The sequence below is a fragment of the Tsuneonella deserti genome, from assembly GCF_014644315.1.
In the GTDB taxonomy this organism is placed as follows: Bacteria; Pseudomonadota; Alphaproteobacteria; order Sphingomonadales; family Sphingomonadaceae; genus Tsuneonella; species Tsuneonella deserti.
Map to the genome: position 1 here is coordinate 15779 of NZ_BMKL01000002.1, position 26038 is coordinate 41816.

Sequence of the window (26038 nt, forward strand, 5' to 3'; positions counted from 1 at the left end):
TAGCGGGGGAATCAGTGTTCGTTCGGTCGACCGGGGGGCAGTATGCATCGCTGGGAATTGGCAAGCAGATCGATCGAAGCGGGTCTTTCTGCGCGGTCGAGTATTTCGATTCGCCGACTTCCGAGCCGGTCGTCCATGAGATCGAACACGATCTGATCGAGCGGGTAACGCTCGCCGAGCAGACCCGCGTCTATCATTTCGACGAGGCAGCCGGCGCGTGGGAGATCGGTCGGCTGCTCGACGATCATGGCGACAGCCAGCTCATCCAGTTTCCGAATGGCAAGGCGAAGCACCTGAAGCTCGAGGCCGTGTTCGTGCGCTGGGCTCGCCCCATCGAGGATCCGACACCGTTTCTCGCCAACCGGATCAATGAGAGCCCGCGCTTCTCCGATGGACGAAGCGCCTTCATCCGCTCGCAGACGCGCCAGCGGGCAGCATCGATGGGCATGTCGGCGCTCCTGGCGTCGGCAGTCGAACTCGAGGCGCACCAGATCGAGGTGGTGCGACGCATCCTTCAGGATCCGGTTCAGCGGTATCTGCTCGCGGACGAGGTCGGCCTCGGCAAGACGATCGAGGCCGGCGTGCTGATCCGTCAGTGTATCCTCGACGCGCAGCAGAGATGCAGCATCCTCGTGATCGTGCCTGCGGCGTTGGTCGGTCAGTGGCGGAGCGAGCTTGCGGGCAAGTTCTTCCTCGAGCGCTGCCTCGATCGCAACCTCCATGTGGTCGCCCTCGACGACGACGACCGCATTCGCGCGCTCCTGCCAAAGGCGACGATGCTAGTCATCGACGAAGCGCACCATCTGACCGAGCGAAAGGCGGGCGGCGTCGGCGGGATTTACGCAGACGTCGCGGCTGCGGCCCCGGCGATCGACCGGGTCTTGCTCCTGTCGGCGACGCCAGCCCTGCGCAATGAACGCGGCTTCCTCGAAATGCTGCACTTGCTCGACCCTGCCACTTATCCGCTCGGCGGCGAGGATGCGTTTCGTCGCAAGGTCGAGAGCCGCCAGGCGCTGGCGGAGATCGTCGCGGGCCTGACGCCCGAAAATGCGATGTACCTGGACTATACGATCGACCAGTTGGCGGCTCTCTTCCCCGATGATGAACTGCTGCAGGAGCATGCGAGCGACCTGCGCGGCGTCATCGACACGGTGCCGGAGCCCGACGATCCTGCCCTCATCGAGGCGATCGGACGGCTTCACGCCCATTTGAGCGAAGTCTACCGGCTGCATCGCCGCATTCTGCGTCATCGACGGCGGAGTATCGGAGGGCTGACGCCCGACCGAGCCGGCGCCGAGATCGTCCGATATCGCAGCAGAGATCGTGCCGCGCTGACCGTGGCCATCGATGACTGGCGGTTCGACGAGGCCATCAAGCTCGACGCGGCAGGCTCGGAGAAACTTTGGGGCGATCGTGTGCGCGCCTTCTGGCAGGTGCTCGACCGGGCCTCGCAATATCCGAGTTCCGGCCCGGGGATGATCGGATTCCTGGCTCGCCAGCCGGCGATGATCGGCGATCCCGAACGCTTTGCGGAGATCAATCGGTGCCTGGGACGTGCCGGGCTGTTCGAAGACCGCGCGGAGGCGCTGCTCGGCGCGCTGGCGTCCCTCGTGCGCAGCCACGCACAGTGCGTGATCTTTTGCTCCGACGCCAAGACCGCGGATGCGCTCGCGAAGCGTATCCGGGATGAGTTCGGGATTACGGTCGATCGGCACGATCCACAGGACGATGCGTGGACAGCGTTCGCCGGAGCCGCCGATCACCCGGTGCTCGTCTGCGATCGCCGCGCCGAGGAAGGCCTCAACCTCCAGGGCGGGAAGAAGGTGGTCGTCCACTATGACGTGCCGCTCAATCCGAACCGGATTGAGCAGCGGCTCGGACGGGCGGACCGCTACGGATCGGGCGAGGCGGTGCGCTCGCTGGTGCTGGCCTGCGAGGACGACCCCCTGGAAATGGCTTGGGTCGGCTATCTCGATACCGCCCTCAGAGTATTCGACCGGTCGGTTGCGAGTCTTCAATATCTGATCGAGCAGACGGTGCGCGACATAGCGCGTGCGCTCTTCACCGACGGGGCCGAGGCCCTCGCCGATCTCACCGAGAGCAGCACCGGCGAGCACGGCCTCATCGAGCGCGAGATCAAATCGATCGACCAACAGGACGCGCTCGACGCGCTCGGCACGCCTCCGACCGACCTGGTCGATGAGCTTTCCGAACTCGATGAGGATTGGCAGTCGATCGCCAGCGATACGGCGATCTGGCTCGAGCAGACACTGCAGTTCGGCCGCGCGGACGAGGCGGGCCCGGTTGCGGCGGCGGGCATGGCGGCACCGTTCCGCTACGTCTATTCGACCTCGAACCGGCATACGCTCATTCCGTTACCTGCCTTTATGGCGCAGTGTGCGGAGGCGCTCGATCTGCGGCCCGGGCCGAGGCTCGGGCGAGCGATCCGGACCATCCCCTACACATTCCGCAGGCGCACCGCGCTCAATCGTGCGGCCCGCGTCAACGGCGTTGGTCTGCTCCGCTACGGCGACGCTTTGATCAGCGGCATGACTGCGCTCACGCAAGCCGATGATCGGGGGCGGTCTTTCGCGATGTGGCGCTTCGCGCCGGACCATGTCGGCGACCCGCTCGCAGAATTCTTCTTTCGCTTCGACTTCGTCCTGGAGGTCGATACCGCGGCGGCGGACGAGGTGCTGGCGGCCCATGAGCGCGATACGAGCGCGGCCCGGGCGGCAGTCGGTCGGCGCGGCGACATGGCCCTTGCGCCCTTCTATCGCTCGATCTGGCTCGATCGCGAGCTGGCGCCGGTGAAGGATGAGGCGCTGCTCGCGCGCTTGAGTCGCCCCTATGGTGTCGAGCCGGACCGTAGCGGCGCCGTCGATCTCAATTTGAACGTCCGGCGTTGGCAGCGCCTGCTGCAAATGCAGCTGCCGGAGCTCGCCTATTGGGGAGAGCTTTGCGGAAAGGCGCGTGTGACGGCAGAGGAGGTGCTTCGTGGCGACCCCGAGCTGGTCGCGAGCCTTGGCCAGGCAGAGCAGCGCGCGGCCCGCGTCGATCAGGGGCGGCTCGGGCAATTGCGAGCCCGGGCCCGAGCCGGTGCGACCGAAGCGGAAAGTGCCGAGCTTGCATTCGAGGAGCAGCTCGCCGCCGCGGTGCGAGCCGGGATCAACGCCCCGCGTGTGCGGCTCGATACGATCGGCGCGATCTTCATATCGGCGAGCCGATCGGCGACCGACCGAATTTCGGGCGGCATCTAATGGCGGTGCATGATTTCGGCAGTCTGCAGGACATTCTGCTCGACCTCACCAAGCTTGAGGCCGAGCCGCCAGCCGCCGATGGCCTTTTCGACAGGCTGACCCAGATTCTTCTCGCGTCTCGGGCGTCGGGACGGCTGCACAGTCTACCCGACGCGATGGCGCTTTTCCGGCACGTGCTGCGCCGGCAGTCGCTGCGCGCGGGTCAGCAGGCGCAGTTGCGCGTTCCGTCTGGCGCCGGTTGGCCCAGCCGAGATGATTGGGCGGTGTTCGGCATTCGGGCGCACAGCGAAGCGAACGGACATTTCCTGGTCGAAGCGCGGCCGTGGCGCGCGGCCTGGCTCGAGGACAGCGACAATCCGGTCTTCGAGGATGTCTTCGCCGAGCGGAATGTGCGGCTCGACTGGCAGCGGCCGATCGATCCGTTTCTTGGCGAGGCGAGCGGTTTCGACACCTATGTGTCTCCAGGTCAGCGCGAAGCCGTGCGCAGCGCGTTTCTGCTGCCGCCCGGAGAGACCTTGGTGGTCGCTCTGCCGACCGGGTCGGGCAAGAGTTTCGTCGCCCAGGCTCCGGTGCTCGCTCGAGGCCTTGAAGGCGGTCTGTCGCTCTGTGTCGTGCCGACGACCGCGCTGGTGCTCGACCAGGCGCGGCAAATGAAGCAGATGCTCAAGCGCCGCTTTCCCCGCCGCGAAGTGCCCGCGCTTGCCTGGCATGCCGGTCTCGGCGCGGAGGAGCGCGCCGCGATCAAGACCGCCATCCGTGAGGGCCGCCAAGGCATTCTCTATTGTTCGCCAGAGGCGGTGACGGGCGCGCTGCTGCCCTCGCTTTACGATGCGGCGCGCGCCGGGCTGATCTCCTACCTTATCGTCGACGAAGCCCATCTGGTGAGCCAATGGGGCGATGGGTTCCGCCCCGCCTTTCAGATGCTGGCGGGCGTGCGCCGCGGATTGCTCGCGGCGTGCCCCGGCGGCCGGCGGTTCAGGACGCTCCTTATGTCGGCGACCCTGACGCCCGACACGGTGGAAACGATCGACGCACTGTTCGGGCCGGCGCGCACGGTCCAGATGGTCGCCTCGGTCCATCTTCGGCCGGAACCGCAATATTGGGTGCACCGCGAAGACGATCCCGACGAGAAGGATCGGAAAGTCCTCGAACTCCTCAGCCACGCGCCGCGGCCATTCATCCTCTACGTGACCAAGCGCAGCGACGCAAAGCGATGGGTGAGATTGCTGCGCGGCAAGGGCTATGCGCGGATCGACTGCTTTCATGGCGAGACAGCCGATGCCGATCGACGTCGCATCATCGACCAATGGTCCGAAAACCGCCTCGATGGGATCGTCGCAACCTCGGCTTTCGGAGTGGGCATCGACAAGCGCGACGTTCGCACGGTCATCCATGCCGCCGTGCCCGAGACGCTCGATCGCTTCTACCAGGAAGTGGGACGCGGCGGGCGCGATGGCTGTCCGTCGACCTCGTTCCTGATCTACTCGAGCCAAGATCAGGAGACCGCAAATCAGATCGCGTCGCCGACCCTGATCAGCGACGATCTCGCGTTCGAGCGGTGGTCGACCATGTATGGTCGCAGCACGCAGCTCGACACGATCGGGCAGCTGCTCGAGGTGGATCTGGCCGTCGTGCCTCCGCGGCTGCGGCGGCAGTCTGACTACAACCAGTCCTGGAACATGCGCACGCTGATCATGATGGCGCGAGCCGGCATGCTTGGCCTTGAATCGCAGCCTCCGGCCCGCATCGCGCAGCAAGAGGAGGAGAGCGAAGCAGCGTTCGAGCTCCGCAGCGATGAGCATTGGTCGGAATATTTCCAACGCACCGTCGTCGGCCTGGCGGAGTTGGGGCATCTCAGCCGCGAACGGTTCGTCGCGCGGATCGGTCAGGAACGGCAGCGTTCGTTCGATGCGGCGACCGAAAACCGTGAACTGCTGGACAAGCTGCTGAGCGGGTCGACCGAGGTTTCGTTGCTGCTCGACCGGCTCTATCGCAGCAACGCGCCGGGGCGCTCGGTGATCGTGTCGCGAGCGTGCGGGGGATGTCCGGTGCATCGCCGCGCGGGGGCGGCTGACACCGACTATTCGGCGCCGCCCGCCTACGGGATCGAGCAGGTCGGCCGGTTCGACCTCGGCCTCTTTGCCGGCCGTTTCCCGCAGCTCGACTTGAACGAGCCGATCATCCTGGCTGTCGACGATCCGGTCGACGATGCTGCGGTCGTCGGCCTGCTGCGCGATTTCGTCGCGATGTTCGGCGTGCGCGAGATCGCGACCTCCGCGGCATTTCGCCAGCGCAATCCGGCGCTGTCGGCCTTGCACAAGCAGAGCGAGGATCATGTGCTGTTGCTGCAGACGCTTGAAGAAGAAGTGCTTCGCCCCTCGTCCTACGAGCTTCCCCGGGTGACGCTCTGGACGGACGCGACGGGTGCGACACTGCCGAAACATCTATTCATCATGAAGCGACCGCTGCATGTCATCATGGCATCGGCCTCGACGCCGGATCCATGGAACTTCGCGCGCCGCATTGCCGACACCGGTTCCAATGTGCTGGCGGTCGATCAATTCAAGCTCGGAGCGCGTCTGTGAGTATCCTCAACCAAGCGAGCGACGGGCTGTTCAACGTCCTGATCGTGCTGGTTCGCGCGCTCGTCCGCTTCGGGCCAAAGAGTCGCGAGGATCTGATCCTTGCATGTGGCGGCGCCGCCGACGCGTTCGATACCAGCCAGTTGACGAGAACGCTGAATCGCTGGACCGAACTTGGTCTGTTCGGTGAGGAAGACGGGTCCGTTATCGTTGCCGAGCCGTACCGCTCTGCGCTCGGCAAGAATGCCGACGAGGCAGAAGCCCGCCTCCCGAAAGTGGCGCGGACGGTGGCGTTGCAGCCTGCAAACAACGCGCGTTTCTGGGAGAGCGAGGGCGCCAAGAGCGCGGACCTGTCGCGCGGCGTGGCCTGGATGCTCGCCCAGGACGTCTATACGCTCGATGTCAATTCAGACCGTCTGGCTGAACTGGAGGGGCGGCAGTTGGTCGATAGCGGCGCGCAGAAGATCGCCCAGAACAATACGCGCTGGAACGGCCTCAAGACCTGGATGCTGTATCTGGGGTTCGCCCGCGACGGTATGCAGTGGGTCGTCGACCCGACGCAGGCGCTGCGCGAGGCGCTCCCCGAGATATTCGGATCGAACCGGGAATTGTCCGCTCCCGCTTTCGTGGAGCGGGCGGCGGGGGTGCTGCCGGTCCTCGACGGGGGCGCCTATCGGGTCCAGGTCGAGGCCGCATTGAAGGAGAGCGCCTGGCCCCGGCTGCGTACCGGCCTCGTCTCCTCGTCGCTGTCGCGGGCGATCCAGCGCCTTGATCGTGAGGGGTTGATCACGCTTTCGAGCAGAAGCGACACCGAAGGCGTCGTGTCGCTCACCGGCAGCAATGCGCGCATCTGGCAAGACGTGTCGCATGTGGCCCTGGTGCAGACGGGAAAGGTGCGCTGATGCTCGAGAGATATTGGCCGGAGGCCGACGAGGTCAACGCGTGCATCAAGAACGAGGCCGAAACCGCGGATGTGTCGGTCCTGCTGGCGGTTCATCAGCCGGCCCCGCTCACGACGCGCAATGCCGGTACGAACATTGAGGCCCAGGCAAGCGAGCAGGAACTGCTCGATGCTTTTCTGTCCGACGACGTGCCGGGCGGATATCTGCTGTTCCCGATCACCGGCCCTTCGGGCGTCGGCAAGTCGCACATCATTCGCTGGCTCGACGCGCAGCTTCAGCGCTCGCCCAAGCGCGAGCGTCTCCACATCATCCGTATTCCCAAGAGCGCGAGCCTCCGACGCGTTGTCGAGCTCATCCTCGAACCGCTGGAAGGCGATCCGCGCTTCGAAAAGTCGCGATCGGAGCTGACGCGCGCGGTCGCCGAGGTCGACAAGCGCAAGGCCGTGGTGCTGTTCCGCGCGCAGATCGAAAATGCGCTGGCGAGCCGAGCAGAGTCGCTCCTGCTGGAGGCCCGCGAACATAAGGACCGGGCAGCGGAGTTGCGACCGCTGATCGGGCATGCCCAGATGCTGCCCAAGCTGTTCGGGGACGCGGCGCTCAAGGACCATTTCGACGAGACCGTCCTCGCCCGGGTCGTAGCGCGCGCTCTGCGGGGCCGGGAGGATGGCGCGGAGGGAGACGAGACCCAATCGCAATTCTTCGCCGAGGATCTGCTTCTCCCAGACACGATCGATCTCAACGAAGCGGCGCTGCCGGTAAAGACCTACTATCAGACCCAACTCGCGGTCCAGGATGTGCGCCGCCGCCAGGCCGCGGCCGACCTGCTCAACACGATCGTGGACACCGCGATCGGCAATGTCTTCCAGCTCGAGCAGAGCACCGGTGGGATCACCTTGCAGGACATCATCCTGGGAATCCGTGAGATCCTGCTCAAGGACGATATGGACCTGGTGCTGCTCATCGAGGATTTTGCCGCGCTGTCGGGTATTCAGGATGTGCTGCTCAAGGTCTGCGTGCAGGAAGGCACCCATGACGGCAAGAAGGTGCGCGCCACCATGCGCACGGCGCTCGCGCTCACCGATGGCTATCTCGCCTCGCGCGACACGATCCTGACGCGGGCGCAACGCGTCTGGGTGATCGGCCACCGCGAGCAGAGCGACGACGAGATCAAGGGTGCCGTGATCGAAATGGTCGGCGCCTATCTGAATGCGGCCCGCTGGGGTGAAGACGGCCTGCGCAAACGCTTCGATCGCCGCGGTGCCGACGACGGGCTCACCGGCTGGTTGCCGGCCTGGCAGGACGAAGAGCAGAGCGATGAAGAAGCCGAGGCGCTAACCGCCTTTGGCTTCTCCGCGCGCGGACATGCGCTGTTTCCGTTCAACCGTCTGGCGATCGAGCAACTCGTCCAGCGGCATCTGACAGAGGCAAACCGGCTCATCTTCAACCCGCGCCGGGTGATCAACGAGATCCTTCGCCGTCCGCTGCTCATGCGGGGCACGTTCGTCAGCGGAAATTTCCCGCCGCCTGAATTCCACGGGCTGCGCCCGAACGTGTATCTCGCGGGGCTGGTCCGGCAGGCAAGCCAGCCCGAGCCCGTCAAGCGGCGTCTGGCTTCCGCCCTGGCCGTGTGGGCCGGCAATGCGGCGGATAAGGCTGCGCTTGCCCATGTGCCGCCGGCGATCTTCTCGACCTTTTCGCTGCCGACCCCGGCCGAACTCGCCAATGTGCCGTTCGTCCCGACACCCAGTCCGCCCACCTCCCCGGCAGCGCCGGCCCTCGGAGAGACTCCGCCATCTGCGGCTCGTGCTCCTGCGTCGGCACGAGCAGAGCAGGATCCGCGTGCCGCGGACTGGTCGAAGAAGCTGGATGCTTGGGCGTCGGGCACAGAATTGGTTCAGGCTGACGCGCGCGAGTTGCGAAGCGCCTTGGCGGCGATGCTGAAGAGCGCGATCAATTGGCCGGCGCTTCGCATTCCGGATCAGGAGATCAAGGCCACCTGGCTCTCGATCGCCGGGGCGCGCAACAATCCGGTCGGCGGGCGCATCCTTGTGGTTTGCGATAGCCACGACGACGAGGACGGAACGCTGCGCGAAGGCTTTCTCGGTGCGCTGCGGTTCGGCTTCAACGGTCATCGCTGGGATTATCCTGAGGCAGATCTCGACTATGTTGCGAGCGCCGCGATCGTCGATCGTCTGGTCGCGCAGTTGGTCCCGATGCTCGTTGCGGAAGCAAATGCGCAGACAGCGGTGATCGGCCGTGCGCTGCTCAATCAATCGCGGATCGTGGGGCTGTCCCCTCCGGTGCGGCCGACTGGCGCCGAACCGCTTCTGCGCGGGCTGTTCGCGGCGCCGCCGCAGGTTGAGACGCAAGCCTTCGAAGAAGGTTGGGATCAGCTTCGCGCCCAGGCGACAGGGTCGGTCAATGGCCGGAGCACGCGCACGATCCTGCAGGAGCTGCTGCTCGATCGCAGCGCCAGCTTCCAGGGCGCCGGGAGCAAGCCCTTCGCGGTTGACAGCCCCCGGCTGCTCGACGTGCTTGCCGGAGATCCGCCGGCGGGGCTCCCGGAAGGATTGCCGGACGAGGCGCGGACCTTCATTCCGACCATGACCGACGCGCGCATCTGGGGAAGGCTCCAGGCGGTCATCGCAAAGCTTCGTGCCTTCCGTAGCGAGATCGCGGATTATGTCGACGAGAGCTTCGACAAGAGCGCTTTCGTTGCTGACCTGCGCGAAATCATCCCGCTGCTGCAGAAGACCAACTGCTGGCCTGCCAATGTCGCGATCAAGCTCAGCGAGTTCGAGATTCGCCTGACAGAGTTCCAGACCAGCCGCTTCGTCGAGTTGGTGGATAAGACGGCGACGATCGTCGACGAAGCGGATCGCGAGCAGATCCCCAAATTGCTCAATGCGCTTGGATCGCTCGACCTCGGATTGATCCAGCGCACCATGTCGTTTCTGACTATCGCAAACGACATCGTATCGCAGGCGGAGCCACGCGTCACGCTGCAGGAGTCGGTTCGGGGCCAATCGGACCCCAACGCTGTTGCCGCGGAGATCACCAGCCTGCTCGAAGGCGTGAGCGGAACGCCGCACGTAGCAGCGGAGGCCGCCGTATGAGCACCTCGCTTCCTGCTCGCGCCAAGGCGCTTCGCGAACGGCTGGTTGTGCTCGACCGGCTTGGCGCGAATGTCGAGGAGACCGGGCTGCTCGAGGACCTGCGCTCGGACCTTGCGCTGCCCGCAGCCGAACTCAGCCGCGCCCTCGACCAGCGTGCGCTGCTGCTCGGTTCGGGCATCGAAACGCCCGAGCCGTCCTCCCTCGAGACGGCGCGCAAACGGGCCGCGGCGCTTCTCGGCCGCTTTACCGCTGAACGAAAGGCGGCCGCGCTCAAGAAGGGCACCGGTTGGGCCAATCTGCTCAAGGAGATCAAGGCAGCCTCCACGGATGTCTCCGCGTCCGTCGTGCGGGCCTGGAAGGGATATCGGCAAACCGTGTTCACCGGCGAAGCTCCGGCATTGGTGAAAGGCCGCATCGCCTTCACGCCGGCGAACAATGCCGCGTTCAAGACCTATGAACAGCTCCACCAGGCGTTCCGAGCCGAATTCGACAAATTCCCTGCGGACCACGCAGCGATCGAGCGTGTGAAGGCACTGGCCGCACGCCTGACCGAGACGGCGAAGGCGTTCGACTTCGACGTTCCGGCCGACGTGAAGCGCTTCCTCGAGGCCATCCAGAGCGGGGGAGCGAAGCTCGACCTGCTGACCGAAGCGGTCCTCGAATGGCTCAACGAGAATGATGCGTTCGACAACTACCGTATCGTGCCGCGGAGTGCAGATGGAAGCCGATGAAGCCCTGCTGCTCGCCGCGCTGGATAAGATCGAGCAACGTGAAGCCCGGCTCCTGACATGGGGTCTGGTCGACGGTCACGTCTCGGCGGGCGAGCTGTATGGCATAGTCGATGCACTGCTCGACGATCCGAGACTGGGCGCCGTGGTTTCGTTCGCGGACGCCGGTCAGGTCATCGCCGCGCTGATCGATCGTGCCCTGCTGTTCGACATCGGCGAGGAATCGGGCTCGCAATATCGGTCGCGGATGGCGGAAGGCGTGCGGCTCCTGTTCCGGCTGCGCCAGCTCTTTCCTCAGCATCGCGGCCCGATCGGCTGGCAGACCGCGCCAACCCTCGTCGCCGACTTCCGCTTCATCTGGCGGCGCCGCCGCTACCCGCGGCGCGAGATCGACGCCGCAACGGCGCTCGCCGGCATCGCGGCGGCGACGCCCGATCAGGCCGCACGGGCTGCCCTGTCGGCGCTCATCGACAGCTATGGGCCCCGATTTGCGCTGGCAGGCTTTCAGGTCGCGGCAGCAGCGCGGATTTTGGGGAGCTTCGAGGGCTCGCAATCGACGGCCACGCTGGTCAGCGCCGGCACGGGCAGCGGCAAGACCTTGGCCTTCTACCTGCCCGCGCTGTCGCGCGTCGCCTCGCACATCCAGCGCGATGCCGTCGACGACCGGTGGGTCAAGGTCCTCGCGCTCTACCCGCGAAACGAACTGCTGAAGGATCAGTTCGCCGAGGTCTATGGCCAGGCGCGCCGTCTCGACGCGTCGCTCGCGGCGCGCGGACGCAGGAAAATCCTGATCGGCACGTTCTTCGGTCCGACGCCCCGATCGGCCGAGAAAGCGCATGCGGCGCGCAGCGGCTGGCGGCAAACGTCTGCCGGTCTCGTCTGCGAGTATCTTCGCTGTCCGTCGCCGGACTGCGACGGCGACATGGCGTGGCGCGAGACGGACCGCCGCGCCCGGCGTGAGCGGCTCGAATGCCTCGAATGCTCCGCCGTCATCGAAAGCGACGAAATCATCCTCACCCGCGAGCGGCTTCAGACGGAGGCGCCCGACATCCTCTTCACCACCACCGAAATGCTCAACCAGCGTATGGGGGACGACCGTTTCCGGCATCTGTTCGGGATCGGCGAGCGGGCGCAGCGGCCGGTGGAGATGATGCTGCTGGACGAGGTTCACACCTATGCCGGCAGTTCGGGTGCGCAGGTCGCCTTCCTCTTGCGCCGCTGGCGGCGGCTGCTCCGGCGGCATGTCAGCTTTGTCGGTCTGTCCGCCACACTCAAGGACGGCGCGCGCTTCTTCGCGCAGTTGACCGGCCTATACGAACAAGCGTCGGTCGAAATCGCCCCGTCCAATAGCGACATGATCGCGGAAGGCGCCGAGTACCTGCTCGCGCTGCGGGGCGACCCCGTGTCGCGCACCGCACTGCTGTCGACGACGATCCAGACGGGGATGCTCCTTTCCCGGCTTCTCGACGCGCCGGATGAACGCAAGAGCCGGGGCATCATCGGGGAACGTGTGTTCCTGTTCACCGACGACATCGATGTTACCAACCGCATGTATTTCGCCATGCTCGATGCCGAGGGCCGACGGAGCAGCGGCGTACCCGACCTGGCGAGCAAGCCGGATGGCGGCTTGGCCTCGCTGCGCCGTCCGCTGCCGGTCCAGCATCGCAAGCTGCATGGGCAGGATTGGGAGGCCGTGGTCGAGATCGGCCACAGTCTCCAACCGCAGGACCGCAAGTCGGTTGGGCGGGTGATGTCGATGGACCCTGGGGTCGGGAATAATCTCGACATCATCGTCGCGACCGCCTCGCTCGAGGTAGGGTTCAACGATCCCCGGGTGGGTGCGGTCATCCAGCACAAGGCACCGCGCGATGTCGCGCAGTTCCTGCAGCGTAAGGGCCGCGCCGGCCGATCGCGCCGGATGCGACCATGGACGGTTGCGGTGCTGTCCGACTATGGCCGGGACCGTCTCGCCTATCAGGGCTATGACCTGCTGTTCGACCCCGAGTTGCCGGTGCGTACGCTGCCGATCGCCAATCGTTATGTGATGCGCATCCAGGCGGTCTATGCGACGCTCGACTATCTCAGCCAGATGCTGGGCTCTTCGCGCCAGGGGAGCGTGTGGCTGGACCTGTCGAGCAGTACCGACAACAATTATCAGCGGGCGCGGCAGACAGCGCTCGCCGGCCTGATCCGCCGCATCCTCACCATTCCGGCCGAACTCGACCGCTATACGTCCTATCTCGCCTCGGCGCTCAAGGTCGATGAAGGCGCGGTCACACCGTTGCTCTGGGACCACCCACGGCCGCTGATGACGCAGGTTCTGCCGACTGCGCTTCGCCGGCTCGAGAGCAACTGGCGCGCCCGGGGCCAGCCCGGCGAGGACCATCAGGTCTTCAACTCGCCTTTGCCCGAGTTCGCGCCAGCCAACCTGTTCAGCGATCTCAACCTCCCGGAGGTCGACATCGTCTTGCCGCAGCCCGGCAGCGCAACGCCCGAGCGGGTTGCCATGCCGATCGCGCAGGCGCTTCGCGAGTTCGCCCCGGGCCGGGTCTCGCGGCGATACGGCATCAGCCATGCGTTCGAGCGGCACTGGTTATGCCCGGCGCTCGACCAGAATCGCGAGCAGGCCGTGCCGCTCGAGCCGTTCGCCCGTCTTGATCCTCTCGGCGATTGGCGCATCGATGTTGCCGGTTCGGTGCGGCTGGTGCCCGTCTATCGGCCGCGGGTTCTCGAAGTTCAGCCCCCTCCGGGCACTGTCGTCGATACGTCCAACGCCCGGCTTCGCTGGCGTAGTCAGCTTGTCGCGCGCGATCAGGGCATGGCGCTCGATCCGCCGCGCGGCAGCCCCTGGACATCGCTGATCGGGGACGTGCGGTTCTACACCCACGAGGGACTGAGCCCGATCGAGGTCCGCCGGATGGCGCTTGGGAGCGACGCGGGCATTCGCTTCCGCGACGGCGGATCGCTCACCAAGGAGTTCCGCTTCGAGGTGGGAGGAGAGGCAGCCGCGCTCGGGTTCGGTCTCGCGGTCGACGCGATGTGCCTCCGTCTGCGGTTCCCCGATGCCTTGTGGTCCAACCTCGGACCGGACTCGGACCCGCGCTATCGGGCGATGCGCACCGCGCGATTCCACCATCAGGCATTGCACGGGCCCCTCGGCGAACGGGTGGACAATCCATTCGCGCGCGAGTGGCTGGCGCATTTGATGCTCGCAGCCCTCAGCAACGAAGCGATGGCGCGTGGGATCTCGTTGCGGGAAGCGGCCACACGCTTGGCGGACGGGAGCGCCGAACTCACGCTCGATCAGACGCTCAACATCCTGTTTCAGTCGGCGATCGTCGATGATGCCAATGCCCAGGGCAACCAGCAGGACAAGCTGCGTCAGGATCTGGCCGGCTTCATCGCCGACGGGCAAGTGGTGGCCAGCCTGTTTGACCTGGCTGCGATCCTATGGACGCCGATCGACGCGAGCTGGGAGCCATGGCTGCGCGAGCGATATGCTTCGACCGTCGGCGCGGCTGCGCTCAGCGCCATTACCAGCCTATGTCCGCAGATCGACGGCGAGAGTCTGATCCTCGATGTGACGGCGGGCCCGCGGGAAGAGGATGACGTGCTCGCCGGCGCGCCCGATAGCGAGATCTGGATCAGCGAGATGACGCCAGGCGGCAATGGGCAGATCGAAGAGGCGCAACGTCAATATGTCGAGGACCCGCGACGGTTCTTCAGCCTGATGACGGCGGCGCTGCGCGACAATGACTTCTCTCTCAGCGATTATCAACTCGGTCGCTTCCTCGCCTCGGTCGTGGAGGGCGATACCGACGATCCATTGCCGACCGCGACGCGTGCGTTCCGGCATGCCTTGGGCGCGGAGGAAAGCCATGCGAGTTTCACCGCGTTACGTCACGCGCTCGCAGAGGAAGGTTTCGTCACCTTTCACGCGTTCATCGTTGCGCTAGCCAACCGTATCCTCCGGCCCGGATCGAGCAGCGACAGCGACGCGTTCTTCCTCGATGCGGTGCGGCTGTGGGACGCCGAGGAAGCGCGGCTCGGCATCGAACTGGATGCCCGCGTGCTCGCCTATCGCTTGGCGCGCTCCGACGATATCGATGCGGCGCTTGCCCTCGCTGGCATCGATCCGCCGGCGGTCAATCCGGATCAGTGGCGATTCGGCGTGGTCTACGGACTGCTGTGGCCGCGCGGCGCGCACATTCGGCAATCGGGCCTCCGGCCCTATTCGCCATTTGCCGATCTGCCGTTGCCTGATCCGCTGCTGTTGCGGACCTATCTGGCGGAGGATGCTGCGCTGATCGATCTCGAGTCTGACGGTTGGCAGGATCTTTGCCTCGATCGTCTGGCCGACGTCGGCGCGGCGACTTTGGTCTGCCCGATGGCGGCTTCGTCGCTTTTGGCAGACGCGCTGAGCTTCCTAGCGACCAACCCGGTGCAGTCGGCCTATCTATCGGTCTTTGCCCGCGTTCAGGCGGTGCGGCGGGTGGAGAACGCCTTCCACGTCGATCTCGATGTCGCGGAGGCGGTGCAATGAGCTTCGAGACACGACGGATCTTCAAGAGCGCGGTGACCAGCCAGAATCTCATCCGCGAGCTGCTGCAGATGATGTTCCTCGGCGAGCTCCTCGCACCGGGCGGAGAGCGCGCCTGGCTGGTCAGCCCCTGGATCAGCAACGTGGTGCTATTCGACAATCGGGCGGGCGGTTTCGGTTCGATCAACCCGGAGTGGGGTAGCCGCGAGATCAGATTGGTGGACGTTCTGACCGACGTCATGGCGCGCGGTACGGCGCTCGGCATCGCGACGAGCCTGGACGGTCACAACGATCCGCTCATCGATGCGCTCGCCACGGCGGTCGACGAGGCCGGCCTCGGCGACAAATTGTGCGTCGTCCGGCGTCAGCATCTTCACATCAAGGGCGTGTTGCTCAAGCGAGGTCTGCTCACCGGGTCGATGAACCTCACCTACAACGGCCTCGAATTGAACGACGAGATGGTGGTCTACGACACGACGCCGAAGACGCTCGCCGAAGCGCGAATCAATTTCGAATCCTATGTGGGCACGGCCGCATGATCGAGGATCTGCCCGCGCGTGAGCAAGAATGGCTGGAACGCTTCTTCGCATCTCCCAACGAGCTGAGCTGGACATCGCTCGTCGACGGATCGGCGCCTACGGAACAGGCGGATCAGGTTCGGCGGTGGCTCGCGCATCTCGGCATTGGGCGGACCAACGCGCCGCTCATTCTTCCGTTCGTGCGCGGCGGGGAAGTCACCGGGTGGTATGCCACCACGCAGGGCTCCGCCGGCGGATATGAGCTCGGGGACGAGCTCAATGCATGGCTCGGGCCGACCTGGCTGAGCCGCTTCGAGCGAGTGCCGAGCGATGCAGCCGACCCGATGGCGGCGGCGCTTCGCAGCCGCTTCGGTGGAACCGTCTATCGCTTCACAGGTCCCGATGCCGCGGCGATGCGAACGATCGCTGCGCGCTTGAACGATTTTGCCGCACTGCTCGAACGAAGGCCGCGAGTGACACGCGCGCGGATCCGCCCGGTCGGCGCGATCCGTGGCGACTTCGAACGGGCGCTGCTGGCCGGCGACGAGACGCAAGCCGAGGCAATGATCGCCGAGTTGAAGCAGACAGGACGCCTCAACGAGGAGAACCTCAAATATCTCGACGTGCGGCTGAGCGCTGGTCTTGGCCTCTGGCCGCAGATTGCGCGCGATCACTGGCTCATCAAGACACTCGCAGATCTCGCGCTTCCGCCGCAGATTCTCGCGGATCTGATCGAGGCACTCTACCGCACCTATGTCGACGAGGCCGAAGCGAGTGGCGATCCGGCCGCTCTGCGCGAAGCCTTCGCGGTTCACGTCGCGACACCGTATCCCAAGTTGTTTGCGTCGCGTCGGGGCATTCGTGCGCCACGCGTGGTCAAAGCGTTTGCGCTGTTCGAGCAGCTGCAACCCAGTCCCGACCCGACGATCGTCGCTTCGCTCCTCGCGCTGTTACCTGCGGGTACGGACATGGCGGTGTTCGAGTCGGTGCCTGTCGCAGAGCCCACACCCGCATCTGCCACGACGTTGGACGAAGCGGACGAAGCCTTCGACGATGGGCAGATCGATCGTGCCTTCGAATTCTACATGCGGCTGCCGCCGAGCAGGAAGGCCATCAGCAGGTTGGTGTCCTGCGTGGGCACGATCGGGACCGACGAAGCTCGGGATCGTCTCCTTACGTTACTGGAAGATTCCGATCCGGCGATCCTCGATTCCCTGGCGCCCGCCGTCGCGGCGAAAATCGAGAGCCTGAAGCAGTCGCAGGCCGACGATGCCGCGCCCGGACAAGCCGAACCGACGAGCGCAGCCGCGGTAAATCCCTGGTTGCGGTGGGCGGAACAGTTGCGGGCAGGCCAAAATCTCCCCGCCGCCGAGCGCGATGCGCAATCTGCTCCGACGACTTGGGACGCGTCAGAGGTCAGAGACAGCGGCCCGCTCGCGCAGCAGTTCGCCGATATAGTCGGTGGTCTCGACGGCGAGGCCGGTTTGATCGCTCGTGCTGCCGTTCCGCAGATTTTCGCGAGCTTCTTCCCCGATGACGCGAAGGTGTCACCGGCAGCCAAGCCGATCGCATCTCTGCTGTTTCTACTGATCGCGATGGACGACGCACTGTCGCGAGCGGATCTGGACCTGCTCGCCCAATTGACGAGCTTGCAGATCGAGCAAGGGCTGTCGTCGTCGGAATATGTGTCGCTGATGGGTGACCTCGAAGATGTGCAGAAGCGCATCGGGTCCTACGCCTATCTGCCATGGAGCCTCGATGTCAGTGAGGCACTCGCGATCCTGCCGAGTCCCTCGGATCAGGCGCGAGACGCCAGGCTGAGGCTGTTTCTGCAGGTGCTCGGCCAAGCGACCACCTTTTCCCACCGGCTCGTCCCCGCCGATCTCGTGCCGATCGAAACGCTGGCGCAGGATTATGGGGTCGGGCCGGAGGCGGTCAGTGCGCTGAAGCGCGAGGCACAGGGGGATGACACGACATCAGCTGTGGTGACGAGCCTCAAGGACAAGACGATCGGCATCTACACGCTGGCGGAGGCCGCCGGCAGCCGGGCGAAGGCGGCGCTGGAGGAGCTATTTCCCGGCTGCAAGGTCGTCGTGAACTCGGATCTGGTGGCAACGGCGCAGCTTACCAGCCTAGCCAAGGCCGCCGACTTGTTCGTGTTCGCGTGGAAGAGCAGCAGCCACCAAGCATTCTACTGCGTGAAGGATGCGCTGGCCGGCAGGGAGCCGATCTGGGCGCCGGGCAAGGGAACGGCCAGCATCTTGCGAGCCATCTTGGACCATCTCGGGTAATCGCCGCTGCCGCTGCCGCTGCCGCTTTGCGATGATGTCAAACGACATACAGGGACGAGAGAACCGGCCACTCAAGCACGCTCAACCTTGGGAGGGGGCGCGTAGCCCACCCGCTCTGGTGGTCTCTTTGACGCGCAGTAGATCCGATCGATTTACGCGATAGCCTGCAACCCCTTGTTCTTGACCAGGTTCAGCAACTTCAACGAGGGGCCATCCGGCCGCTTCTCGCCCCGCTCCCATTTGCTGACCGCATCCTTTCGGACATTGAGGTAATGGGCGAAGACCGGCTGGGAGACATTCTCGCGCTCGCGCAGCGCACGAATCTCCTCCGGCGCGAGCGGCTCGACCGGGCTGAGACAGAGCGCGTCGAATTCGCGCATAGTGGCCTTGTCGATCAGGCCCGCGCCATGGAGCCCCGCTGCGGTCTCATGGACCGACGCGAGAATAGAGCTCTCAGCTTTCCTGCGCTTCGTCGTCATCTTCCACCTTCACAAACTCGCCCGCGGTAATGCCCTTGTCGATATCGGCATCCGACAGGGCCAGCAGCACCTCGGCGAGCTTCCTCAACGCCTTGAGCTCCTTGGCGGTGACGTTCGCCTTCTCGTTCTTGGCAAAGGCATGGGCGAAGAAGCTGTGCCCGCCGACCTTGAACAGAATGATCGTCCGAAACCCGCCTGACTTTCCTCCACCGGCCCGGGCGACCCGCTGCTTGTAGACGTGCCCGCCGAGATCGGCATCGAATTCTCCGGCCGCCACTTCGACGGCCGCCTTCGCAAGGCTGACATCCGTGAGGCCCGCCTTGCGGGCGAAGCGCGCGAACGTCTTGGTCATCAGCACCGTCATGGGCGCATCCGGCCGTCATTGCGATTCATAGTGTAGTCCTTAGAGCTATGGTATTCAAGGGGAGCGGAAGCATTATTGGGTCATTCAGGCGCGGCGCGCGCGACGCCGTCAAGCACCGCTTCTTGCGGGTCAACCGGGGCGCGGTTCGCGCGCCTTCAAGCGCAGCCGGACTTGCCATTCGTTCTTCTAATGTTCTAACTCCGGTCCGACGCCCCTTGTGGCGATTCGTTCCATCCTGGAGCTCGCTATGCAGCATGACGTCTGCCTGCGCGCCGCCGCGCGTGCGATCTACGATGCCTGTTTTCCGACGGAAGAGCTGGCGCCGGTCGGTTTCGAAGAGGCCGAGCGATACGGCACCATCCACTATCGCCGTGCGGTCGAAGCCGCACAGAACGCGCGCGAGCATCTGCTGTACGACCGCGAGGCGCAGCCGAGCCTGTTTTAGGTCGGTCACGAGATCACCGGTCCGCTCCTGCCGCGGCCGATCGTCCAGCTGACGCCGTCGCCCCGAACGCGGCCGGACACCGTCTTGCCGACATGCCGGTCGAGCACGGGACGCCAGGGCACCAGCGTGAACTCACGGCTCTTCTCGATGAGCGCGTGACGCCCGCTCAGAAGCTCGACCGGGCGGCGGTAGATACCTTCGACGCGGGCGCCTTCCGGCGTCTCGCGGAAGGGCAGCCCGAGCTCGTCGGAAAGCTGCGCCGCGACGCGAAGCAACTCGCGCCGCCGCAGCGCGTCGATCAGGCCCGGCGCGAAGGCGGCACCGTTCGCCTGCTCCTCGGCAAGACCCTGCGCGATCAGCCATTGTCGGCGCTGGTGCTGCGCCTCGCGCACCGCCTGCCCGAACCCGGCTTCGCGCAGCGGCTCGGGCGAGGACGTGACGAGCTCGCGATCGAGCCACGTCGCGGCATCGGCCCCGGCCAGCCGCTCGAGCGGCTCGGCGGACAGCGTCTCGACGTGGACCGGGGCTTCCCCGGCGCGGGCCGCCTCGTAGGCGGCGGCGCGGTCGAGATGATCGGGCGCGATGGTCCAGCTGCCGTCGCTCAAACGCTCCACCGCGCCGAACCTGCGCCGCATCGCTTCGAGCCGGCGGACATGCGTCTCGGCGAACGCCTCGGTCGCGGTCGGATCATGGCGCAGATGCGCGTCGATCGTATAGCGCCCGCCATTGGCGGCGGCGACCGCGGCGATGGTCCGATCGACCTCCCGGACCGCCGGCCGCTCGGGGACGATCCGGACGATCGCACCGGCCGGCAGCGGCGCCAGCGCCTCGCCCTTGCCGATGTCGACATAATGGGTGCGACCGTCGGTCGCCTCGACCAGCAGGTAGTGGCGATCCTTGTGCTCGTCCGACAGGCCGCGCTCGAGGACGCGGCCGATGATCGGCCGCGCGTCTTGGGCGGCGGGCTCGTAGATCGCGAGATCGGCCGCGGCCGGCGCGATGCCGCGCGCGGTATAGGCGCGCTGCAGGGTGCGAATGATGTCGCCGCGCTCGCCCATCCGGCGCAGCGTATCCTCGATGCCCTCGGCGAGGCGCCAGCGTCCCTCGGGCAGGCGTTCCGCCAGCCCCAGCCGGGCCAGCGTTGCCAGGCGGCCCACCTGCAGGCTCTGCTGGAAGGGGTCGCGCGCCGATGCGGCCACGACCCGGTCGGTGTCCATCGCGCCGATCAGCCGACGGTCGATGCCGGTCAGCCGCTCCTGATCGATCTCGGCGCGCAGCCGCGCCTCGATGTCGCGGTCGCTGCGCGGGCCAAGGTCGAGGTCGACGAGCTCGGCGGCGCGCTCGCGGATGCCGCGGGTCAGATAGTCGGGTGCGATGACGAGATCGCGGCCGCGTTCGTCCTTTCCCCGCACGATGACATGGGTGTGCGGATGGCCGGTATTGAAGTGATCGACCGCCACCCAGTCGAGCCGGGTACCGAGATCCTGCTCGAGCCGCGCCATCAGCCGCCGGGTCAGGTCCTTGAGGTCGGCATATTGGTCGCCGTCCTCGGGCGAGACGATGAAGCGGAACTGATGGCGGTCGCCGGCCTGTCGATCGAGCCAGTTCTTGCCGTTGACGGTGTCCGCGTCGCGGCCATAGAGTTCGCCCGGCCGGCCGTCGCGGGTCACGCCGTCGCGCTGGACGTAGCGCAGGTGCGCCCGGGCGCCGGCGAAGCCCTTGCCGGCGAGCTTCGCCAGCCGCGCTTTGACGATGACGCGGCGCTGGCGAAAAGCGGCGTAGCGGTCGCGCCGGGCGAGCAGCCGTCCGACGCCAGCCCCGCGGCCGATCCGGGTGGTGGAATAGGAGCCGCTTCGGCCCGGGCCGCCGCGCGCGAGATTCGTGGCGGCGAGCACGCGCGAAAGATAGGTTCGCCCGCGCTTGCCGCCGCGGCTGCGAATGCGGCCGAGCCGCGGTTCGAAGTCGTCTTCCGTCGCCATTGGTCGATCTGGTCTGGCGCCCCGCGGCAATCATGCCTTGCGCGACGGCGCATGAAAACCGGTGCCGCTGGAACTGGCGGATTTCCGCCGTTTCCGGCGCTGATGGCACCGTCCGCCAGGCGGCAGTGCCGTTCAGCTTCCCCAAAAATGATGTGCAGGCAAACACTTACGGCGCCAGGGGTGCCGGTGCTTTATCTTGCCTTACGCCGCCTTTCCGCCCTCGACCGCACAATGGCCCTTCCGTCTTGCCGGCGAGGTCACGACGGGCGACGAGAGGGAAGGTAATCCCAAGGAGCGGGGCAGGTGATGCGGAGCACCGCGCGTCGACGCGAAGGCGGGCGCTGGCGCGGTCGTGGAACGTCCCGAAGCAACCAAGTGTCAGATAGTTTGCTCATCCGCCGGCCCGTTCCCGGTCGATGACGCCGTTGAGACTGTCGACGCACCGGGCGAAGATTTCTGCCGTCTGCGGGCCTTCGCCCAGGAGAGCGCCGGGCTGCGATCGTGCTTCTTCGCGGCGCTTGATCACGCCTCCAGATAGGCACTCATGTCACGTCCTCCCGCGCCGTTCTCTTGCCCGAAGTTCGGGAGCAATCGCGCTTTCCACGTTGGCCGACGGGGCAGGCAGGCTGTTGTGAAGTTCTTCCAGCAGACGCCTGCTGACACCGCGATAGCCATACCCTTTACGGAAGTGCGCCGCGGTCTCTTCGACCTTCCTGAGCGCGGCCCGCAGGTCATCGAGGAACACGTCTTCCATGCCCTCGATCGGGGTGGCGGCAACGAAATAGCCGTAGTGGCGGAACGCCTCCTGGAACTGCTCCAGCGTCCGTTCCTGCTGTTCGCTCATAGCCATCTTCATCTCCCTCAAAGTATGCAATTCGAAACGGAGCCGGAGTGCGATGCCTGTCCGGCACCCGCGCTCCGGCTTCCCGTCGCGGCATTCGATCAATGCACGGCGGCAAAGGCTGCGCGCGCCTGGGCTTCGCTCCTGAAGCTGCGCCGGCTCATCAAACCGTGCGGGTTTCCGTCGCCGTCGACGATGCTCACCGCGACGAACCAGCGGCCATCGAGGCGCCCAACAATGGCGATCCGGTCGAGCGCGAAATCCTTCTCGTCGAGGCTCTCCCAGGTGCCGAGCCAGCGCTCATCCGTGCGCGCGTCCCACAGGAAATCGCTTTCCTCGGCATCGATAAACCGCTGCGCCAGCGCGTCGCCTGCGCCGCGCCCGAACTCGATTTCGAGCCCCGCCTTGAGGGTCTCCAGCACCCGGTCCGATGCCGCGCCGATGGTCTGAAACATGGTCATGATCGCCTCCTTCGCTTGCGTCCCCGCGATCGAGGACAGCCGCCTCGGGATGGGCGGCGGCGCGGCTGTCAGGGCCGCGGAGGCGAAGCCGGAGCGCCGCGCGAGCGGCGGCGGAGGAACCGATTTTGTTGCGCCCGACAAGCAAAGTCGCGTGCGCAGCACGCTCATATTCGCAGCAAAATTGGAGGGGCCGCCGGCCTTGCACAGCCGCGCCGGCGCCCGTCATGCTGGGACTTGCCGAGCCCAGCCCCTCCAACGCTCACGATGCAAAGAGACCTCGGGCGACCCGTCGCGACCTGATGATCGGGATCATTGTCGCAAGCCCTTGGGTCTGCTTTCAATTGACGGGGCAGGCTTGGGCGGATGCCATCGACACCTATATGAAGCCTTCGCACGGCTCGCGGACGGCCGCGATGCATGGGGGAATAAATGCACGAAGAACTAAGCGAGCTTGCCCAGTCGTTGGGCCAGTACATGGCCGAACGCTGTTCGGATGGCTTGCCCGGTCACTTTGGCGATGAGCTCCTCCAGGCCTTCCCGGAGGAAAACCGCCGGAATTTGGGTGTCGCGCTTGCCGAGCTCGAGGCCGAGGGTCTGGTGACCCTGTCGCACGTCATCGGCCCCCACCTGCCTCGCGTCCGCACCACCGTCGAACTCTTCGTCGCTTGCGACGCGGCGATCACCGGGCATGATCCGGTTGAAGATTCGGTGATCCTCGCGCGAATGCTGATAGCCGATCCCGACTTGGGCGGCCGCGCCAGCGACCTGGAAAAGGCCGCTGGATGGGAACGTCGCCGCTTCAATCCGGCCTTCGCACTGGTCATCTCGAATGTCGCGGAAGGCCGCGTGCGAAGCGTCATTCAGAACGACTATCCGTCGGTCGGCGTCCTCATTGCCGATGAGGATGTGGTCCAGTTGCGCCGGTACGTGCAGCGGCATTCGGCATGATCAAGATCACGCACAACGGACGGCCGTTCGACCCGAAGCGGTTTGCCAGGGACATCGAGCGGGCGGCGATCGAGGCCGGGATGAAGGCGATCGAGGAGAGGGCCAGGGGGGCGGCATCGTCGATTTCCGATCCCGAAACCGGACGCCACGCAGACGTGTTCGTGGACCGCCTTCCAGGGAACAGAGTCTCGGTGCGCACCAGCGGCTCGCCGGCTTTCGCGCGCCTGCTTGAGACGCGCCTGGGTGTCGGCGTGGGAGAGGTGGAAGTGATGAGTTCGGAGCATGAAACGAAGCATCCTAAGGTGTATCTGGCGCACGCCACGGAAGACAAAGCCATCGTTCGCCCCCTAGCCGAAGCGCTCATGGCGAACGGCATCGATGTCTGGCTGGACGAGTGGGAGATCGAGCCCGGCGAGAGCCTCCGACAGAAGATGGAGGAGGGGCTGCTCGCCATGACCCACTTCGTCGTTGTGCTTACGCCGGCCGCGCTCGCCAAACCTTGGGTCGGGATGGAGATCGACGTCGGCATGGTCCAGAAGGTCGGCGGCGAGAGCCGCTTCGTTCCATTGCTCGTGGGCGTCGAGCCGAAGGAGCTTCCGCCATTTCTGCGGACGATGCTCGGCGTGAAATTCGATCCCTCGAGTCCGGATCGGGTCAAGGAACTGATCGATCGTCTCCACGGCGTAAGCCGGAAACCTGCGCTGGGTCCGGCGCCCAAGTATGTGCGACCTGCACCCTCCGGCCTGAGCGGCTGGTCTCCGGCCGCGATAGAGATCGGCCGACATCTCGTCATGTCGAGCAAGCACGCAATGCTGCGCGATCCGATCAAGACGCTCGACGAACTGATCGCGGAGACGGGTCTATCCGAAGATGATGCCCGCATCGCGGTGCTCGATCTCAAGAATGCGGGCTATCTGTGGGAGGCGAACCTGCGCGGACACTACGCCCCCGAACGGGCGATGTTCACGGACTTTGACGAAGAATTCATGCCCTTCAGCCCGCAGGAGGATGCGGCAATTGTCGCAAACCGGATGCTCGAGGGCACCGAGCGCGCTTACGAAACGAAGCTTCTGGCCGAGGAACTCGGCTGGGAGCCCCGGCGGATGAACAGCGCTATTTGCTATCTGCAGCGGGCCGGTGCGATCAAAGATAGGCAAGCGCTCGCCGGTGGTCCGTGGCGTGCCGTGCAATTGATCCGGACCGACGAGACGCTCCGCTTCGCGCGCAGCCGTGCTTGAGCTGCCGGCGCATTTTATCCAGAGTTTTCCTGCTTTGGACGGCGTCGAGTGACTTGCCACTCGCGCCAGCCCGAGGATCGCCGCTAGTATGCGTCAGGGCGCGCTCGCACCGCAAAAAGCGTGTCCGGCGTAGTCGTCGAGGCCGTTGATGCCGGCTTGGGTGCCGCGCCGACCGCGCGGTCGATCGCGAACAGCCGCGCCCGGGGAGGCGCTGCGGGAACCTGCGAGGCGATCGTCGCCGGGGCGGACGTGGCCGCGCTGGGGGCGACGCCGGCGACCTGGGCCAGATAGGCGCGGGTCTCGGCCGGCAACGGACGCCCCCCCGCGAGCCATTCGGCGTAGCGTGCCGGGCCTGCGTTATAGGCACCGAACAGCCCGGGATAGCCGAACCGGGCGTGCATCGCAGCCAGGTAGGCGGTGCCGGCGAGGATGTTGTCGCGCGGGTCGTGCGAGTCGGCGCCGAGGCCGTGCCGCGCGCGCATTTCGGCCCAAGTCGCCGGCATCAACTGCATCAGCCCCATCGCCCCGGCGCGGCTGGTGATCGGGCGTCCGGCGAGCGTGGTGTAGCCGCCGCTTTCGGCGCGCATCACCCGCTCGATCCACTCGGCCGGGACGCCGAAGCGCGCCGAGGCTTCCGCGATATAGGGCCGCCAGCGCGTGACCGGATCGCTCGCGGGCGCGGGATCGGAAGCGGCCCCGAGGGAACTCGCCTGTGCCTGCGCCTCAGATGTCGATGGCGACCGCATGGCCGGCGAACCGCCCGCGCCGTGCGCGGCCGCGAGGGCGAACGCGGCGAGCACCAGCCCGCTTTTGGTGCCGGCGCCGAGCGCGGAGGCGAGCTCGTTCATTGCCCCGCACCCGCATGCGGCGACCACAGCAGCCGCGCCTTGCCGACGATGTCGGCGCGCCGGGTGACCCCGAAATAGCGCCCGTCGAAGGACTCGCGGCTCCCGGCCATCAGCAGGAAAACGTCGCCGGACCCGAGCGTCCGGCAGCCGTGCCACCAGGGCAGCGGCCGGCCGTGCCGGTCGGCGGCGAGCCGAGCGGCGACGCGCTTGCCGTCTATCAGGATGTGCGCCCCCGACGCGCAGACACGGGCGCCGGCGACCGCCGCGACGCGTTTGATCGCGGGCACGTTGGCGGGCAGATAGCGGCGCTGCGCCGCGAGCCGGCGCGCAGGCTCGGGCAGGCGGACGACCACCATGTCGCCGCGCGCGACCGGCGCTCCGGGCCGCACCATATAGAGGCCGAGCGGCGCGCTGGCGCTCGCGTTCCAGACGAGGCGCGGCGACGGCGGGAACACCAGGGTCGCCCCGAGCGCGGCGGCGACGAGCGCGACGAGCGCG

The 26038-nt window shown here is 66.2% G+C and carries 19 protein-coding genes; 11 read left to right on the forward strand and 8 right to left on the reverse strand.

What is annotated here, in order from left to right:
* Positions 1-14: 14 nt before the first annotated feature.
* Genes dpdE through dpdD form a run of 8 tightly spaced genes read left to right on the forward strand, consistent with a single transcriptional unit; the run spans position 15 to position 17937 of the window.
* A complete protein-coding gene (gene dpdE / locus IEW58_RS13585) occupies positions 15-3260 on the forward strand; it encodes a protein DpdE (protein WP_188645863.1) in 3246 nt (1081 codons plus the stop codon).
* Positions 3260-5845 (forward strand): protein DpdF, encoded by a 2586-nt coding sequence (gene dpdF, locus IEW58_RS13590; protein WP_188645864.1) that lies wholly within the window; start codon positions 3260-3262, stop codon positions 5843-5845. Before dpdE ends, dpdF begins: the two co-directional genes overlap by 1 nt.
* A complete protein-coding gene (gene dpdG / locus IEW58_RS13595; RefSeq protein ID WP_188645865.1) occupies positions 5842-6744 on the forward strand; it encodes a protein DpdG in 903 nt (300 codons plus the stop codon). Before dpdF ends, dpdG begins: the two co-directional genes overlap by 4 nt.
* The gene (dpdH, locus tag IEW58_RS13600) at positions 6744-9860 is read left to right on the forward strand and encodes a protein DpdH (protein WP_188645866.1); all 3117 of its coding nucleotides are present in this window, start codon (positions 6744-6746) and stop codon (positions 9858-9860) included. The genes dpdG and dpdH overlap by 1 nt, the downstream gene beginning before the upstream one ends.
* On the forward strand, positions 9857-10591 hold the full coding sequence (locus IEW58_RS13605) for a hypothetical protein (RefSeq protein ID WP_188645867.1): 735 nt from the start codon (positions 9857-9859) through the stop codon (positions 10589-10591). The genes dpdH and IEW58_RS13605 overlap by 4 nt, the downstream gene beginning before the upstream one ends.
* Entirely contained in the window at positions 10578-15131 is a 4554-nt protein-coding gene (dpdJ, locus tag IEW58_RS13610; RefSeq protein ID WP_188645868.1) for a protein DpdJ, read from the forward strand. Before IEW58_RS13605 ends, dpdJ begins: the two co-directional genes overlap by 14 nt.
* Positions 15128-15667 (forward strand): phospholipase D-like domain-containing protein DpdK, encoded by a 540-nt coding sequence (gene dpdK, locus IEW58_RS13615; RefSeq protein ID WP_188645869.1) that lies wholly within the window; start codon positions 15128-15130, stop codon positions 15665-15667. The genes dpdJ and dpdK overlap by 4 nt, the downstream gene beginning before the upstream one ends.
* Positions 15664-17937 (forward strand): protein DpdD, encoded by a 2274-nt coding sequence (dpdD, locus tag IEW58_RS13620; protein WP_188645870.1) that lies wholly within the window; start codon positions 15664-15666, stop codon positions 17935-17937. The genes dpdK and dpdD overlap by 4 nt, the downstream gene beginning before the upstream one ends.
* 152 nt (positions 17938-18089) lie before the next feature.
* On the opposite strand, the gene IEW58_RS13625 is transcribed toward dpdD, so the two are convergent.
* Together IEW58_RS13625 and IEW58_RS13630 are read right to left on the reverse strand one after the other, a co-directional pair.
* A complete protein-coding gene (locus IEW58_RS13625) occupies positions 18090-18416 on the reverse strand; it encodes a helix-turn-helix domain-containing protein (RefSeq protein WP_066491204.1) in 327 nt (108 codons plus the stop codon).
* A complete protein-coding gene (locus IEW58_RS13630) occupies positions 18391-18768 on the reverse strand; it encodes a type II toxin-antitoxin system RelE/ParE family toxin (RefSeq protein ID WP_229658658.1) in 378 nt (125 codons plus the stop codon). Before IEW58_RS13630 ends, IEW58_RS13625 begins: the two co-directional genes overlap by 26 nt.
* A 259-nt stretch (positions 18769-19027) precedes the next feature.
* Here IEW58_RS13630 and IEW58_RS13635 point away from each other — a divergent pair, with 259 nt between their 5' ends.
* Complete coding sequence (locus tag IEW58_RS13635; RefSeq protein ID WP_096341762.1) at positions 19028-19225, forward strand: hypothetical protein; 198 nt, start codon at positions 19028-19030, stop codon at positions 19223-19225.
* Positions 19226-19230: 5 nt separating this feature from the next.
* On the opposite strand, the gene rlxS is transcribed toward IEW58_RS13635, so the two are convergent.
* From rlxS to IEW58_RS13650, 4 genes are all read right to left on the reverse strand, one after another.
* On the reverse strand, positions 19231-21204 hold the full coding sequence (gene rlxS, locus IEW58_RS13640) for a relaxase/mobilization nuclease RlxS (RefSeq protein ID WP_188645872.1): 1974 nt from the start codon (positions 21202-21204) through the stop codon (positions 19231-19233).
* A gap of 391 nt (positions 21205-21595) precedes the next feature.
* Positions 21596-21730, reverse strand: coding sequence for a hypothetical protein (locus IEW58_RS13985; protein ID WP_268237124.1), 135 nt, complete (start codon positions 21728-21730; stop codon positions 21596-21598).
* A 21-nt stretch (positions 21731-21751) separates the two neighbouring features.
* Positions 21752-22048 carry a hypothetical protein gene (locus tag IEW58_RS13645; RefSeq protein WP_188645873.1) on the reverse strand — a complete coding sequence of 99 codons (297 nt, stop codon included), beginning with the start codon at positions 22046-22048 and terminating at the stop codon, positions 21752-21754.
* 98 nt (positions 22049-22146) lie between these two features.
* The gene (locus tag IEW58_RS13650; RefSeq protein ID WP_229658659.1) at positions 22147-22674 is read right to left on the reverse strand and encodes a hypothetical protein; all 528 of its coding nucleotides are present in this window, start codon (positions 22672-22674) and stop codon (positions 22147-22149) included.
* Positions 22675-22935: 261 nt separating this feature from the next.
* Between IEW58_RS13650 and IEW58_RS13655 the strand changes: the two genes are divergently transcribed.
* Together IEW58_RS13655 and IEW58_RS13660 are read left to right on the forward strand one after the other, a co-directional pair.
* A complete protein-coding gene (locus IEW58_RS13655) occupies positions 22936-23454 on the forward strand; it encodes a hypothetical protein (protein ID WP_188645874.1) in 519 nt (172 codons plus the stop codon).
* Complete coding sequence (locus IEW58_RS13660; protein WP_188645875.1) at positions 23451-24692, forward strand: toll/interleukin-1 receptor domain-containing protein; 1242 nt, start codon at positions 23451-23453, stop codon at positions 24690-24692. The genes IEW58_RS13655 and IEW58_RS13660 overlap by 4 nt, the downstream gene beginning before the upstream one ends.
* 83 nt (positions 24693-24775) lie before the next feature.
* On the opposite strand, the gene IEW58_RS13665 is transcribed toward IEW58_RS13660, so the two are convergent.
* Positions 24776-25540, reverse strand: a complete 765-nt coding sequence (locus IEW58_RS13665) for a lytic transglycosylase domain-containing protein (protein ID WP_373284781.1) — start codon at positions 25538-25540, stop codon at positions 24776-24778.
* A partial coding sequence (locus tag IEW58_RS13670) for a S26 family signal peptidase (protein ID WP_188645876.1) occupies positions 25537-26038 on the reverse strand: 502 nt, incomplete at its 5' end. The genes IEW58_RS13665 and IEW58_RS13670, both read right to left, overlap by 4 nt.

Coding starts and splice junctions, on each gene's coding strand:
- dpdF (WP_188645864.1), top strand. CDS start 3,260: ATGGCGGTGCATGATTTCGGCAGTCTGCAGGACATTCTGCTCGACCTC.
- dpdH (WP_188645866.1), top strand. CDS start 6,744: ATGCTCGAGAGATATTGGCCGGAGGCCGACGAGGTCAACGCGTGCATC.
- IEW58_RS13605 (WP_188645867.1), top strand. CDS start 9,857: ATGAGCACCTCGCTTCCTGCTCGCGCCAAGGCGCTTCGCGAACGGCTG.
- dpdJ (WP_188645868.1), top strand. CDS start 10,578: ATGGAAGCCGATGAAGCCCTGCTGCTCGCCGCGCTGGATAAGATCGAG.
- dpdK (WP_188645869.1), top strand. CDS start 15,128: ATGAGCTTCGAGACACGACGGATCTTCAAGAGCGCGGTGACCAGCCAG.
- dpdD (WP_188645870.1), top strand. CDS start 15,664: ATGATCGAGGATCTGCCCGCGCGTGAGCAAGAATGGCTGGAACGCTTC.
- IEW58_RS13625 (WP_066491204.1), bottom strand. CDS start 18,416: ATGACGACGAAGCGCAGGAAAGCTGAGAGCTCTATTCTCGCGTCGGTC.
- IEW58_RS13630 (WP_229658658.1), bottom strand. CDS start 18,768: ATGACCAAGACGTTCGCGCGCTTCGCCCGCAAGGCGGGCCTCACGGAT.
- IEW58_RS13635 (WP_096341762.1), top strand. CDS start 19,028: ATGCAGCATGACGTCTGCCTGCGCGCCGCCGCGCGTGCGATCTACGAT.
- rlxS (WP_188645872.1), bottom strand. CDS start 21,204: ATGGCGACGGAAGACGACTTCGAACCGCGGCTCGGCCGCATTCGCAGC.
- IEW58_RS13645 (WP_188645873.1), bottom strand. CDS start 22,048: ATGAGCGAACAGCAGGAACGGACGCTGGAGCAGTTCCAGGAGGCGTTC.
- IEW58_RS13650 (WP_229658659.1), bottom strand. CDS start 22,674: ATGAGCGTGCTGCGCACGCGACTTTGCTTGTCGGGCGCAACAAAATCG.
- IEW58_RS13655 (WP_188645874.1), top strand. CDS start 22,936: ATGCACGAAGAACTAAGCGAGCTTGCCCAGTCGTTGGGCCAGTACATG.
- IEW58_RS13660 (WP_188645875.1), top strand. CDS start 23,451: ATGATCAAGATCACGCACAACGGACGGCCGTTCGACCCGAAGCGGTTT.
- IEW58_RS13665 (WP_373284781.1), bottom strand. CDS start 25,540: ATGAACGAGCTCGCCTCCGCGCTCGGCGCCGGCACCAAAAGCGGGCTG.